Source organism: Nocardia noduli (genome assembly GCF_019038455.1).
GTDB lineage: Bacteria > Actinomycetota > Actinomycetes > Mycobacteriales > Mycobacteriaceae > Nocardia > Nocardia noduli.
Genome location: NZ_JAFMPL010000094.1, coordinates 19,243 through 33,832, shown reverse-complemented (window position 1 = coordinate 33,832; position 14,590 = coordinate 19,243). Strand labels below are relative to the sequence as shown.

Annotated in this window: 9 protein-coding genes; 4 read left to right on the top strand and 5 right to left on the bottom strand. The window is 62.2% G+C overall.

Annotated features, from left to right (window positions below; genetic code table 11):
- From JZ792_RS32480 to JZ792_RS32460, 5 genes are all read right to left on the bottom strand, one after another.
- Positions 1-165 (bottom strand): transposase (locus JZ792_RS32480; RefSeq protein WP_254190666.1); only part of this gene is annotated, 165 nt, incomplete at its 3' end.
- A gap of 761 nt (positions 166-926) precedes the next feature.
- Positions 927-7,097, bottom strand: a complete 6,171-nt coding sequence (locus JZ792_RS32475) for a S1 RNA-binding domain-containing protein (RefSeq protein WP_216916711.1) — start codon at positions 7,095-7,097, stop codon at positions 927-929.
- Positions 7,085-8,266, bottom strand: coding sequence for a hypothetical protein (locus JZ792_RS32470; RefSeq protein ID WP_216916710.1), 1,182 nt, complete (start codon positions 8,264-8,266; stop codon positions 7,085-7,087). Before JZ792_RS32470 ends, JZ792_RS32475 begins: the two co-directional genes overlap by 13 nt.
- Positions 8,263-9,723, bottom strand: coding sequence for a hypothetical protein (locus tag JZ792_RS32465; protein ID WP_216916709.1), 1,461 nt, complete (start codon positions 9,721-9,723; stop codon positions 8,263-8,265). The genes JZ792_RS32470 and JZ792_RS32465 overlap by 4 nt, the downstream gene beginning before the upstream one ends.
- A 92-nt stretch (positions 9,724-9,815) precedes the next feature.
- Entirely contained in the window at positions 9,816-10,373 is a 558-nt protein-coding gene (locus JZ792_RS32460) for a hypothetical protein (RefSeq protein WP_216916708.1), read from the bottom strand.
- A 742-nt stretch (positions 10,374-11,115) separates the two neighbouring features.
- On the opposite strand from JZ792_RS32460, the gene JZ792_RS32455 reads away from it, so the two are divergent.
- From JZ792_RS32455 to JZ792_RS32440, 4 genes are all read left to right on the top strand, one after another.
- Entirely contained in the window at positions 11,116-11,274 is a 159-nt protein-coding gene (locus tag JZ792_RS32455; protein ID WP_216916707.1) for a hypothetical protein, read from the top strand.
- A 69-nt stretch (positions 11,275-11,343) separates the two neighbouring features.
- Complete coding sequence (locus JZ792_RS32450) at positions 11,344-12,546, top strand: tRNA lysidine(34) synthetase (protein WP_216916706.1); 1,203 nt, start codon at positions 11,344-11,346, stop codon at positions 12,544-12,546.
- A gap of 10 nt (positions 12,547-12,556) precedes the next feature.
- Positions 12,557-13,363 carry a TauD/TfdA family dioxygenase gene (locus JZ792_RS32445; protein ID WP_216916705.1) on the top strand — a complete coding sequence of 269 codons (807 nt, stop codon included), beginning with the start codon at positions 12,557-12,559 and terminating at the stop codon, positions 13,361-13,363.
- Positions 13,350-14,486 (top strand): cytochrome P450, encoded by a 1,137-nt coding sequence (locus tag JZ792_RS32440; protein ID WP_216916704.1) that lies wholly within the window; start codon positions 13,350-13,352, stop codon positions 14,484-14,486. Before JZ792_RS32445 ends, JZ792_RS32440 begins: the two co-directional genes overlap by 14 nt.
- Positions 14,487-14,590: the final 104 nt, after the last annotated feature.

The window sequence follows — 14,590 nt, the reverse complement described above, 5'->3', positions numbered from 1 at the left end:
GGTGTCCACGCCACCGTACTGGCGACGCCAGTTGTACAACGTTGCCGCCGAAACTCCCAGATCAGCGGCGATCTGCTCACCGGTCTGCCCAGCAGCAGCGAGCTCGTCGGCACGGCGCAGCTTCCGCGCGATGTCCTCCGCGGAATGCCGCTTGCGTCCTGCCATGGTCCTCAGTGTCCCTTCTCGGCCCTCACCAGGCCAAACAAGGACTCTAATACCGATCGGTCTCATCTATAGGGGACGGCCCAGAACACTTCGAATCGGCTGCACGGGAACGCAACTCGACCGCGTCGGACAGTCGAATACGACACGAATACGCGAAGACCGAACTCCGCTCGTATCGCCAATAACCGGCCGCCGCACAAACACCGGTCAGGCAACCATTGCAGAATCTCATAAAATGCGAAATAATGGCGTAAATGACCTAGCGGCAACAACTTTGGCAGCTCAGGGGACTCGAACCCCGTATTCCACTTCACGGAAACGCCAGGTCAGCAATCTCTCGCGTGATCATCTCCGCTGCTCACGCGCCCTTTCAGGACCGTTCGCGCCGATTTGCGACTCAAACTAGCGCCGAAGTGGTGACGGCGTCAACATCGCAGGTCACCACTGGATGTTTCGCCGGGGTGGTGACGGCGTCACCACCCCCTTGAGCGGCTCCAATGGCGTTAGGCCGAATTGCTGCCGCGGGTCAATAGCTGATGTGATTCCACCAATCCGAGTGCGTTCGGCCTGAAGAACGCGCACCGACACATGTCGACTGCGCATAGCTCGTTCAGGGAGTCGCCCCACGCGTAACTGTTACAGCAGCCAGCGTTCACTCGATGAGATCACAGTTGGTGCGTGGTACATCAACCGCTCCTGCCCCTTTCCCGGGTGATCTCGTCATCGGAACTGCTCAACGTGCCACCCCAGGTGAGTCGAGGCTACTTCGTCGTCACACGCACCCGAGCAGGTCGGCCTGAACGTAGGAACCGTTTGGGCTCGCCTGGGTCGAGAACCTCATACGTGACCGCGTACGTCGCAACCATCAGTTGGCGACATCCTTTGGTGATCGCCTCGGCGATGGTGTCGGCCTCAGCGACGACGGATCGTGGCGTCGGCCTCGTCGCGCGCTGCGGCGTGATTGGAGGAGTCGTGGCCCTTGGCGTCGTTGACGCTCGGGGTGTGGTGACGGCGGGAGCTGGAGAGCTGGTGGTCGGTCTTGTGGTTGCCGATGGCGCCTGCCGAAGTGACAGTTGCACTTTCTTGCGCTGATCGTCAAAGCCGATCACGACCGCCGAGAGTCGCTGTCCCTTACTGAGCACGTCTGACGGCTTCCCAACACGGGCCGTTGAGATCTGCGCAACGTGGATGCTTCCGTCGACGCCGCCGGGGAGCCTCACGTAAGCAAAGTAGTCATTGAATCCAGTCACGTCTGCGGCAATCGAGGAGCCGATCGGAGTGATGGACTTGAATGCCGGGTACGGCTCGGGGAGCAGGGCCTTGATCGACAACTCGACCTGTCGGCGCTCATCGTCGAACTTGAGGACTTTGGCCCTGAGACTGTCGCCTGTTCGGTACTTCGATGGTACGTCGTCGACCCGCGAATGCTCGAGCTGGCTGACGTGTAGGACGCCGGGAGCACCGCTCGCGTGGCGGACGTTTACATGTGTCTTTGAAGCGCGTGCAACCGTGAACTCAGCAGCGTCTCCGACTCGGTGCTGACGTTTGAACACTTCATATGGCTCCGGGACGAGCGCTTTCACGGACAGTTCTAATTGTCGCCTCGCATCTTTGAATCCGATGAGTCGAGCGTCAAGCTCCGAACCCGGGGCGTAGACATTGGTGGCGTCATCCACTCGCTCCCATCTCAGGTTGCTGACGTGGACGACACCGTGGATCTGTCCGACCTTCACATTCACATGTGTTGCCGAAACTCGATCCACAAGGGCGGTCACTGTTTCACCCAGCTCGTGGTGACGCTTGTACTCCTCATACGGGTGTGGGAGTGTTCGCTTCCGTGAGAGGTTCACTTTGCGCGCGCGTTCATCGAAGCCGAGCACTTCCACCTCGATGGTCGACCCGATCTCCGCGAAGTTTGCAGCGCTGTCCAATCGTGCGTGGTCTAGTTCGGAGATGTGGATCGACCCATCCAAGTCGTTTCCAAGGTCGATGAAGATGGCGCTGTCGATGCTTCCGTTGACCGTCCCGGTCACCCGTGCGCCGAGCTTGTAGCGTCTCTTGAAGGACTCGAAGGGATCAGGAATGAGTGCCTTGGCTGACAGCCGAGGTCTCGCCGGCGGACTTGGGATCTCCAGCACGACTGCGCGCAGTACATCGCCTGGCGCAACGAACTGATCGGGGTGTCTGCCCCGGTTCGCCCACGACAACTCGCCCAACGGGATGAACCCTTCGATGCCCCCTTCGAGGTCGACGACCACGCCGCTGTTGCTGAGGGACCTTACAACGCACTCGACCACGCTTTGAGGGGGGTGGGCGCTTGCAAAGAAAGCAAGTGCTGCTTCTCGCTGTTCCGCGGGGGTCGACTCTTCGATGTGTACGGTCGCACGTACTTCGAAGGGTTCTGTGTGCGTGCCTGAGATGGCCGGGGTTCGGTCATCGACGCGCAGGTGGTGTGTGCGAGCCCAGAACGACCAGACTTCGTTGGGCCAGTCGGGTTCGTCGCTCAGAGCCACGAGCGCCATTGCGGCCGAACGAGATAGGGGCTTTTCGGTCTTGGCCAGCACCTCCGAGCCAGGCGGTGCAGTTTCGCCATCCTCGGTGGACTCACCGTTTTCGGTTTCGTCGGCGTCCATCGAGTCGGCGTCGGAGAGCACAGGCTGAGCGCTGCTCCTTCGTGACTGTTTGGCATTGCTACGAGACTTCTCACGTTCCTCGTCAGGAAGGCCGTTGATCGTGATCTGGCCGGCTTGCTGTGCAGCGATGCTGCGTAGACGTTCGATACTGAGGCCGCTGACATCAAGGCTCGCCCGGTCGCTTTGCAGCTTGACCATGATCGGGTCGCCGGTCGCGAGTTGGGACTCGCTGTTGGAAATCTCGGTTTCAGCTGCACCATCACCGCTTGAGCTCTCCTCGACACGAGGTTTCACGTTGAAGTCGAACTTGTGAATGATCCCGAGCTCGCTGTCTTGATGAAGGAGACGAGCGGTTACATAACCGTTGGCATTCGCGGGCGTGTCGACGACAGCGGTATAGACCCTCTCCCTCCGCTGGTTGCGCCCGCGCTGTTGGAGGATCTCGTTGCGTGCTCCGCGGCCGTCCTGTGCCTTCGACCAGTGCTGATGCAGCAGCTCGAGGAGGGTGATCGTCAACGTTCCCTCGGCGCGTGCGGGGACCACGGTTGCCTTGATGACAGCGTCGGGGGTCAGAATCTCCAAGAGGTCGGTGTTGCCTCGGTCGAGGCTGGTCGCGATCTCGCGCCAGCGGACCTGCTCGTTGGCGTATCGACTGCGGGCTTCAGCGAGTATGAATCGCCCTTCACCATCTAGCCGGTCGAAGGCTCGCAGTGAACCGCCATGGTGTCTGAAGACTTGTCCAACTCTGACGTCGACCGGGTCGCCCGCCTTCAGGTCTGGGTGCTGACCGGCATTACGGGTTTCGCCGCGGCGCCAGTCAGGTCGAAGGGTCACGAGGAACCCTTCGTCGTCGCGGGCGTATCCGGTCACTTCGTACCATCCTGCTGAGTCGATCGATGTCTCCTCGACCTTGACCCGCGGCGTCGAGACGTCGAAGCCGAGGGTGGCGTGCTGTCTCCACTGAGCGAGGAGATCTTCGCGCCTGCCAGGCTCGGTCGGACGTCTCTGTTGCTCGCAGTCTTCGGGTCGGTCGTCCCGGCACGGGAAGCATTGGCCACAGGCTTGCGACATTCCTGTGTCTTGGTCAGCGTGCAATAGCTCGGCTCGCTCGCTGCCTTCGTCGTCGTAGCCCCGCCGTTGATCGAGGCGGATCTCGGTCGTGATGTCCTCCCTGGAGCCGGAGTCCCCCTCCGTCTGCTGAGGACGCCTGTGAGGCTGCGGCCCCGAAGATCGCCGACGCTGCGAGTCGCTGCCTTGCCTTTCGCGTGTCTTGGGCTTTGGGAACGGCGTCAATGGCGCGGAGATTGCTTTGGCCGTCGTAGCCCCGTTGTTGATTTCCAGTTCGACTTGGACACGCTGACCGACTGGCCAGGCTTCGATATAGTGCAGGGCTTCGTTCTTGGTTGCGTCGGCGGGTGCGTACTTGGACGCTGCGATCAGCATCTGCATCGCGTCGACGATGCTCGACGGTGGCTCTTCGTCTGGCTTCGTCATTGCCCATTCCTGGGCTATGACCAGCGACGAGATCCTATTGTCCAGTCGTGATTCACGACGCCTCAAAGCGACGACGTGCTTTGATTGCGGCTTCAGAAGCGAATCCTCTTCGACCACGAAGGTTCGAGACGCCAGCGTTGGTGTATGTGGCGTATTCGACGCGTCGCCGGTGGGCGAGTCAGGGTCAGTGATGTCCAGTTGCGCGGCGACAGAAGGGGGTGTGCTCGCCGCTACGTAGTCGTTTTCGGGCTGCCGGAGGAAGATGTTTGCAGCCATCGCTCGAGTCAGAACGCCGCGGGTCCGGTTGATGAGGGCCGGTTCGATGAACCGCTTGGCCTCCTCTTTCATGGCGGGCGACAGAGCGGCGAGGACGTCTTGTCGCTTCTGGGCAGCCTCCAAGAGCACCGAGTGGTTGACCCACCACTGACGTGCCCAGTCCTGCCGCGTGCTGGAATCCTCCCAAGGTGCCTGGCTCTTGTCCGACCACTCCCACGCTGCGGTGATGAGCATCACCAGTTCCGCTTCGTCTTCGCAGAGGGTGGCGAGCCCACGATGGCGCTCTGCTGCCTCCAGACGCCAATCGTCCGGCCAGTCGAAATCGTCCAGTAAGAGGCCGCGTTGCCCGATAAGCCGTGTGTCTTCCAGCAACGCGATAGCGGTTGAGACTTCTGGCACGCAGGCCAGTCGATCGGCGTACATGATCGCCAATGCGCTCGCGGTGGAGCCAAGTCCTTGGAATCGGACCAGCTCCTTGCCGAAGGATGTGGGGTGGCCCGCACCGTCAACAGCCCCTCCAACACGCAGTGAGTGGTCTGCGCGGTGTAGTTCCCTGACGAAGACTCCGCTTGCCTGCTTTGCCTTTTCGTCAAGTTCTACTGTGGCTGGTTGGAAAGCGGCGGGCCAATCGAAGCCGAGTACATCGTCTATTCCGCCCATCTTGGCTGTCATTACCAGGGCTTCGAGGTTGTCGCGAGTCGAGCCGGGCGGAGTGTCTTCGGCGAGATCGAGCAACTGAGCTTTTGTGTATAACGGGAACACCCAGCCCGGCGTCTTGCGCCCGACGCGGCCCCATCTTTGTTTGATTCCCGCCTGGCTGTGCGGTTTGGTCGAAATACGCCCCTTGGCGAGTTCGGGGTCCCACTCTGATTGGGCGATGATTCCACTGTCAACGACGAATCGAACGCCTTCAACAGTCAAGGACGTCTCGGCCAGGTTCGTTGAGATGACGATCTTGCGCGGGTCTCCCATCCTCCGTTTCGCGAGGGCTCGTCTCTGTCGATCCTTCGGCAGGCTCGAGATCAGCGGAAAGACTTGGTCTTTGTAGGCTCGGCCCAGCGACGATTCGATCTCATCGCAAACAGCTTCTATGGTCCGTTTCGTCGGGAGAAATCCAAGGATGTCTCCGAAGACTCCGGCGTCGTCCAGTCCGCGAGCGAGCTTGATGACGAACTTGGCCATCTCACTCGGCATCCGCTCCTGCCAATCCTCGACGGGGATTCTCCCCTTGAACCGCAGGTCTGAGATTCGCCGTGTCGTCTCCCAGACATCCTCGACGAAGCCATCGTCTGACCTGTCAGCGACATCGTCTGGGTACATCAGGGGCTCGGCGAACTGCGACGTCCAGTGAGTCCGAACGAAGTCGACTTCGTTGCGCTGAGCTTGAGCGGTGAGCGGGAGTGCGGGGTCGTTCCAGCGATCAAGCACATCATCTTCGCCATCCTCGGGCGTGTCGAGGTTGGGGAAGAACGGCATTCCGTAACCAAACGTCTTCTCTGGCGGAACGTCCATGACGTTCGCGTTCGCCGGACCTCCGAAGTACTCGAGGTAGAAGTCTGTGTTGAAGGTTGCCGAGGTGACGATGACGCGGAGATGTGGGTATCGCGGGAGCTCACGCTTCAAGTAGCCCATGATGAAGTCGATGTTTGTGCTGCGCTCGTGAGCTTCGTCGACGATTACCGTCCCGATTCGACTCAGGCGACCTTCTCGGAGCCAGTTGATCATCGTTCCGTCGGTGACGTAGATCAGTTCGCAGGCTTCGTCGTGGTTCCTATCCCCGGACACCTGATAGCCCACAGGGTAGCCAGGGCCGCAGCCCCCGGCTCCAGACATCACGTTGCCAACGAAAGAGGCGACGCCCACCGCTGCCTGCACGCGCGGCTCGGTGACGATTATTGGCCCCAGGTCGGTCAGTTTGGCGAACGTCGCGCCGGGACGGACGTTGGTCAGCGTGGCTGGAGGCGGATCCATCAACCTGTAGGGGGCGAACGTCGACTTTCCGGTCCCAGTTCCGGCCTTGAGAATAAGAATCTGCTTCTCGCGCAGCTTCGTGACCATCTCAACCACATGGTCATCGGTCATGCCGACCCGGATGTTTTCGAGGTTGCAACTCGTCCCCTCGACCTCCTCGTGCACGGTCGGAAGAGGGCCAAGGCCGCCGAGAGGTCCTGTCGGGTTCTCGCGGTCGGCAACTTCGCCGACCGTCTCCAGATCAATGTAGGCAACCGCCAATCCTTGGATGTTGACGCGATGCTCTGCACGATGCTCCTTGCAGCGGTCCGACCGTGACCCACCTCGCTCGACAAGATTGAGTGCCCAGTTCTCGTTGTACGTCGCCTTCTCCAGGCGCGTTCGGAGCTTGGCTCGTAGCTTGCCGAGTTCGGCCTTGCTCGCCCCGCGGTTTTCACGAGCCGTAATCTGGTCGTGCAGGCCGTCGACCTCTCGCTGGCAGTCCTTGCAGACGAACGCCCGCATGCGCGAGGCCGACATTCCGCGCTTCGGTGTTTCGGCCCTACCTATGCCGTCCACACTGTCCCCTTCCGGAAGGTGCTGCTTTCGGCGACCACAGGGCTACGGTCCAGGGCGGAGTCGACTATGCGATCACTCGCGCTGTACGCCGCGCCGCCACGATTGCGTGGGTTGCGGCTGCCACCTCCCGACTTCTCGCCAGCGCCACGGTCGCCACCCCGCTCCGTGAAGGTCTTCTTGGGTTTCCGCGGTGCCACGTAATACATCGGCTGCACTGACACCGAGCCCGGAAATCTCATTAGGTGGAGCGTCAACGCGCGGTAGAAGCCGACAACGGCTGTCTCAAGGCCTGTTTGGTATATGTGCAAGCGCACGTGACTCTCGTTCCTGCAGAGCTCATCAAGCTGCCGACGGCTGATGTCATACACGAGGTCATCAGTCATTGCAGCCGGGCGAGGTCGAGAGATCTCCGCGTTGCGGAGCCAAGCGCCGTGCACCACCGCATCCATCTCGGTGTGTCTGATCGACAGAAGTGCGAACCGCAGCTCCAGCGACGCCGGTGGCAGATCAGCGAGCATTGGCAACGCACGCAACGGGAACCGGTGAGCTGACTTGGAGCCATCGCGGTACTCAACGGGTGCGTCGACGCGAGCCTTGCCAGGCTTGGCGGCAACGAACTCCCGCAGGATCTCAGTGACGATGGCGTTGTTGATGCCGCTCGGTGAAATTGGCACGCGTCGTTCGATTCCGGGGTCGAGAGTTTCTGCAATCTGAGCACGGAATCTTGCCTCGACCGCTCGCCCGCCGAACACGCTGTCATCCGCTTTCCAAGTGTCGGCGGGAGAGTCGGCCGCTCCGACAAATGCCGCATCGGTGTCCCCCGGTGCGCATGGGCCGACGACAAGGACTGGGACAAGTCCCGTCGCGGCAAGAGTGCTTGCTGCGTCGACGATGTCTGTAGGAAGTCCTGGCGACCAACCGCCGGGATCTTGGCCGAAAAGCAGCGTCTGCCCGCCTTGTGGGCAAGCAACGTGTATCCGCCTGGCATCGACGCGGCTCAACGCAGCCTGTTCAAGACGTGTGGCAAGTGCTTCGAAACGTGCGATGTCAAGCCGGTCGCCAGGTTCAGCCTTGCGAGCACGACCAGACGCGGAGCGGATGTCATCGACCAGACTCCTGGTCCACTGATCAGAGGGGAGCCCGATCACCCATGCGCGTTCAGTGCTCATCCGCGGGAGATCCTTGACTTCAGGAGTCGGTCCTCGATGGACTTGTCGATGTCGGCTAGGCGATCGGGACACCTCAATACACGAACAGGCGACGGCACTTTGTGTGGCACTTCAGTATCCGCAGGGATCAGAATCGCCGACTCGCCCGGTACGTCGGCATCGACAATCTCGCGGAGTACGTCAGCGCTGATCACGCTACGGGGGAAGACAGTGAGTGTGTCGACGCCCGTAGTACCGAACGTCCACGGGACGGGCGCGGAGGGGTCGAGGCAGGTCAGCGTAACCGCAGCTATCTCTGGCCGAAGCTCCCAGTCAATGCCCTTGGAACGATCTTCGACCACACTCACGACTTCACTTCCGCCAGTTGCATTGTCGGCGGCGTTAAGCCGACGAAACAACATACCGATGGTCATAGCGCCTCGGCAGATCTCCGACTCAGCTTGACGCGCGAACCGATCGGTCCAGTCGGCACCGCCGCTCAGGATCGATGCGGCGCGTCCTGTTGTTGCAAGAAGGTAGTCCATCTCGATCTCGCGCCAGATCTGGGAGAGGAGCAGGAAGCAGATCCGCTCCGGAGCAATTCCGCGACTGTGAACAGCATCGGTGACGCGTCCTCGTAGGCCGTCGGGCATAGGGGTGATCGCTAGGAAGAGATCTCGGGCTTCGCGGGGACTTATCGCGGCCGGATCATCACGTCCAAGCGAGATTCCGACAGTGCGACCGAATCGTCGCAGGCTTGCCGGCACCACCTTCTCCGGATGCCCTGGGAAGTCGAGCGAATGACCCTTGTGGATGATCCGGGCCTTGCGGTCGAAGCGAATCTCCATCGTTCCTCCGCTCTGGAATGCGTCGCAGAGAGTAAGGGCTGCAAGAGCTCTATTGGCCTCGTGGGTTGCCACGTGTGAGACCTCGCATGTCTGCCAAGCGGGGACTGACAAGCCGTCGAAGCTGGCGTCATGGGCGATTGCCCCCAGGGCGACGATGACGTTCTGACAGGCGATACGCACAGGACGGACGACGAAGTCGCGTGGACGCTTCTCTTTCTCGAGGTGGCTACGCTCGTAGGCCGGCCCGATCTGGTCAAGTACCCGTCGTAGCCCAGCAGCCCGTGCATTGAGTTCTTCGTCAAGCGAAGCCACATAAAGCAGAGGGTCGGTGTCGAGCAGGGCGCCTTGCCATTCCGAGTCAACGTCGGTGCGGAACATGCGCACGACACGCCCACGCCGGAGATCGTCTCGATTGTTGAGGCAAACGCACGCTACAGACTGCTCATCGACGATTGCCAGCGGCAGCATATCCGCCTGGAAATCAGTGTCGGCAAGCGCATCGAGAGCGTCGATGTAACTCTGACGGACGCCGTCACCAGGAGGGCGGAGCAGGAGTTGTTCGACCTCATTGCTCCAAGTACGACCGTAGATCTGCGACAGTGCGGCGAACAGTTGTTCAGCAGTCTGCATGACTCAACTCTCGGTGCAGGCGCTGCGGCGTACTTTTCGAACCGCTGCAACTGGACGGATTCCAGTCGAGAAGTAAGGGCCCGGCTGGCACATCAATCGAGGTCCTCGAAGAGGCTTGCATCCCACACCTCGGTTGGGCTGCTCCCCGAACGCTGGCCGCTCTCGTCCACCTCCCAGAATGAAACTGTTCCGCTGACTACGTCGAACTGGGCCAACTGACGAACGACTTGATCGGCCTCGGTGCCGATTGCCTCGGGACCGGTAGTTACGAGTCCTGTTTCGCTCAGGTTCTTGGCAGTCCACACCGCGTCGAGTTGGTGGTCGCCGACGTTCTGCTTTGTGCGTGGCGCGCGGTACTCCTTCGCAGCAGTCGTCTTGACCTCCGTAACGACGAGACGTCCGTTCGGGTCGAGGGTGACGATGTCAACTCCTTGGGATCGTTCACCGGGGGTGTGCTGGAAGATGACGGAGTGCTGTTGGGCCTCGACCAGCAGTCGCGTTACGAGTGATTCACCGCGGTCGCCGAGGCTTTGCCTCCACGTCTGCTTTCCAGCCTGTGGTGTCTTGAGGAAATTTGTCGCCGCTGACGCCACGGGGGCCGGCGGGGAGGACAAGTACGCGCGTGAGATGTGATTGTTGCCGCAGGCCATGCGCCCATCTCCTCTCCATCAGACACTGAGGGTTCGCCGCTTCTAAGTTTGCCAGCAGTTCCGCTCCCACGCCTCGGGTTGCTCGCGAAAGCCCGATTTCCGAGGTTTGCCCCGAAAATACATGGTGGGCTCTGCCCTGAACTCCGCGGCGACACCCTATCTCCTGTTGTACCTCAGGAAGATCCACGCGCACAGAAACTGCTTGCATCTCAGGTACCACGCATTCGATCCGGCAACTGCCACCTCGACAAGACCGCCGCCGCACTCATCACGGATCTCACCAGCAACCACACCGTTCAAGTGCAGCAACAATTTCCGAGCAATATCGCCGAAAACGACTGCCAGAGCTACCTGGATCCGCCCGAGATCCAGCAGCGACGCTCCGAATCAGGCCATCACCAAGATTGCGCCAGAGCACGTACGTCGAACACGATGGCGTCGATGCACACCGGCCACATAGCCTCGCCCACCGGCCGAGCCGACCGTTCTTGCACCGCATGCGGTGCAATCGGGCTCTCTGAACGCGGCTACCCCGATTGACAGCCAAGCAGGAACCCACTCAGACGGCCAGCGCAGCGATTCGCCGAGCATCTGAGGCGAGAACAGTCCCGCTGTCTCCGAAACAATCAGCCTCGCAGCGATTGTCATGCGATCGATGCACATCGACCCACGAGATTTCCCGATACGATTGATTGTCGCCGAAAACCGCTCACGGCAACGTCATTCATCGAAAGGGGTCGAAATGACCTTCACTCTCGTCGAGAACGCGCACACAGAGGCGGACCCGCGCACCGCCGCCGACATAGTGTTCGCCACTCTGCCCGATCTCGGTTTCGACCGGATGACCGAAGGCAAGGTCGAATTCGTGCTCTGTGCTTCGGCATTGACCGCCCAGGTCTGATCGAGGATCGTAGGCCGAGTTCTGGGACTCGGCCTACGGCAGAACTTCCACAGTGAACGAGGCAACGCCATGTCCAGTGATCTCTTCGGCACCGAGTTCCTCATCGAAGACGTATTGGGAAGCCGAGAACTCGACCTCCGACACCTCACCATCGGTCAAGCGCTGGCGGCGATGCGGCTGCCGGAAACCATGTTCCAGCCCTATCTGTTCGACTCCGACACCGCGGTCCCGATCCCGTTGACGACGAAGTTGGCCGCCATTCCCGCCGATGCCGACAAAGTCGTCATCAGGGCGATCCGCAATACCCTCTACCCGACCATCCTGCCCGTGCGCGACGAGACCGCGCCGGTAGGCGCGGTGGAACAGGGAGTCGGCTTCCGACAGATCCACGCGGACGCGGACGGGCGGGCGCAGGAACGCGTCACGGTACTCGGCAGCACCGAGGCCCGAGAACTGGTCGCCGATCAAGTGTCGGAGTTCGCCCGACAGTACGGGCTCGCCGAACGCGGGTGCGTCTTCGGAGTGTCCGGCGGCGGCGACAGCAACGCCCTCGCCTACGGACTCGCCTCCGCCATCGATCCCACCAGGATCGACGCGTTCACGTTGGTCTTCGACGCGGTGTTCGCCGAAGAGGCCGCGGTCCGCGCCGATGTGCTGTGCCATGAACTCGGCATTCCCCATCGGATCCTGCGCTCCGCGCAGATCGCCGAACTGCTTTCGATCACCACATCCCTCGACGAACTCTACGCGGATTTCAAGACCGCGTTCGGCCACGAGGCTCTGCATTTCTTCGGCACCTTCCTGGTGCTGCGGTGCGCACGAAAGCTCGCGGCGCGCAGCGGGTTCACCGATCTGGCCTTCGGATACAACCGCGAAGACCTGCTGGCCGAAGCGTTGTTCATGCTGATCAACGGCCGTCGACCACTGGCGATTCCGACCCGTGCCATCGGAGGGCATCGGATCGTGATGCCGGTCTGGAAGGTCCCGAAACTGCTGCTCGACGCGTGCCATCCCCAGTTCAGTCTGGAGAACTACCGCGAGCGTGACCCTTTCACCACCCGGCAACGCAGCCTCGCGTTCTTCCTGTCCCATGCCCTCGACGCCGCGTACCCGGCGTTCGGACTGAGTCTGCTGACCGGAATCGCGACCGCGTTCGAAGGCGATTGGGGGCGCCTCGAATACGACTCGGAACTGGATGTCTTCGTCACCGAGTACGCGACAGCCGACACCATCGCCGAAGTGACCACGACACTGCGCAGGCACTTCGGTTAGACGGCCGCGTATGCTAATCGAACTGGTGCCGAGCCGCCACCTTCTCGATCGGGTCGCGGCCGCCACCGCAACCCACGACCCTCACGATCACATCGGCCTGCTCGCCACGGCCCGCCGCGAACTCGCCGGACTGCGAGAAGAACTCGCCGACTTCGTCCGGCCGTTGACCTCCACGCCGGCTCCCGATCCCGCCGGTGTCGTCACGGGATTCCCACCGCGGTGGCGTCTCCACGTCACGGCGATGCTCGCGACGGCGCTCGGGGGAATCCGGTCCACCGAGACCGGGCCGTTGGGTGGCGCGGTGACACTGGTCGAGACGAAGGCCGTTCTCGACCACAACCTGCGGTGGCACACCGACAGCACATCGTGGGAAATCCCGAACCGCTGGCAGATCCTCACTCTACTGACGCCGGACCGCTACGGCAGGCCCGCTCCCACGGGCCTTCTCACCTGGGCGGCGGTCATCGCGGCGCTCACGCCCGAGACCGCGGCGCGGTTGTCGACCGAGCGCTACTCGTGGCGAACCCAGTTCCCAATGCTCACGCCGCTGTCGGCTCCCGTGCTGGGCCAGGCGAACCGCTGGCTGATCCCGGCGCTCGCCGAACATCGTGTCGCGGGGAAATCGCTATCCGATAGGGCGTTGGCCGAACTCGAAGCGGTGATCCTCGCCAGTAGCGAAACCTCGTCGGTCGAACTGGCCGAGGACCGCATCCTGGTATTCGACAACCATCGGGTGCTGCACCGCGGGCCGTCGTTGGCTCCCGACGGCGGCAGAACCCTGCTGCGCGTGAAAGTCGGCGGACATGTCCGTCCCTAGCGAGTTCACCACGGCCGATCGCGACCTCGCCCTACCGAGCCTGTCGATGCGAGATCGGGTACCGCTGTTCCACGCGATCAGACACGGCATCGGCCCACCGATGCCCGATGTCACGACGGCCACCTTCGACGGCGTTCGCGGCGTGATCGTCGCCGGATATCCGCTCGCCCGCCGAATACTGGTCTCCACGGTCGGCGTGAAATCCCGTCCGGTGCGATCCCAGCGCCAACTCGGCGGGGTGGGGGCCCTACGCGACGATCAGGTGCGCGCGGCGAAAGCCGACCTGCTGATCGCGCTCGGCCGCGAAGCCGCCGACATCGACAGCGTCCGTCGGCATCTCGAACTCGGCTTCGCACGCACAGGCACGACCGAGAACGCGCTCGGGGCGCTCACCGAAGCCCTCAGCGGGGCGCTGCTCGCGCAACTGCTGGGCACCCGAGCAGACCTCGATCCCTCGTTCGCGCTGCGCGAGGCCGTCTTCGCTACCTGGCGGCACGTCGAAAGCGCTGTCGCGGAGCAGGACTCACCCCCCGGCGAGCCGAATGTGCTCGACGACCATCTGTCGCGGACGGTGGCCGCCCACTCGTCCCGTTTCGTGGAAACCCTTCGCCTGCGCGGATGGGCCGACGAACGGATCATCGCGGAGATCAGGGGCATGCTCCTCGCCGGATGGGGCAGTACGAGCGCCTCGGTCCTGAGCACCTTGGCGCTCGGCGCGGCCGAATCGGCCGCCCAGCCCGCGGTCCAGGACGAGGTCTTGCGCCTGTATCCCCCGAGTTTCATGATCGCTCGCCGCGTCGTCGAGCCGATCCCGGGAATCCCGATCGATATCGGCGACATCGTGCTGATCAGTCCCTGGTTGATCCATCGCAATCCAGCGGGCTGGTCCGCCCCGGACCGGTTCCTGCCCGCACGCCGGTGCCGCGACGGTTCGGGCCCGGAGTGGTTCCTGCCCTTCGGGATCGGGGCACGGCGCTGCCCGGCAGCGAGATTCGCCCGCACGCAGGCGGCGCAAGCCTGCGCGCTGCTGAAATCCACACCGACCCCGGACGACACCGTGGTGCGGTTGATCGAGAACCGCAGCCCGGCCCTGGTAGGTCAAAGCTGGGATACCGCCCGGTAGGCGACCGAAGCGGTTTCACAGATTTCGTAAAGCAGTAGACGTTCCTCGTGACCGGCCCACCGCACTCGAGAGAGGCACAACAGTCCAACGCGATCTGTCGATTC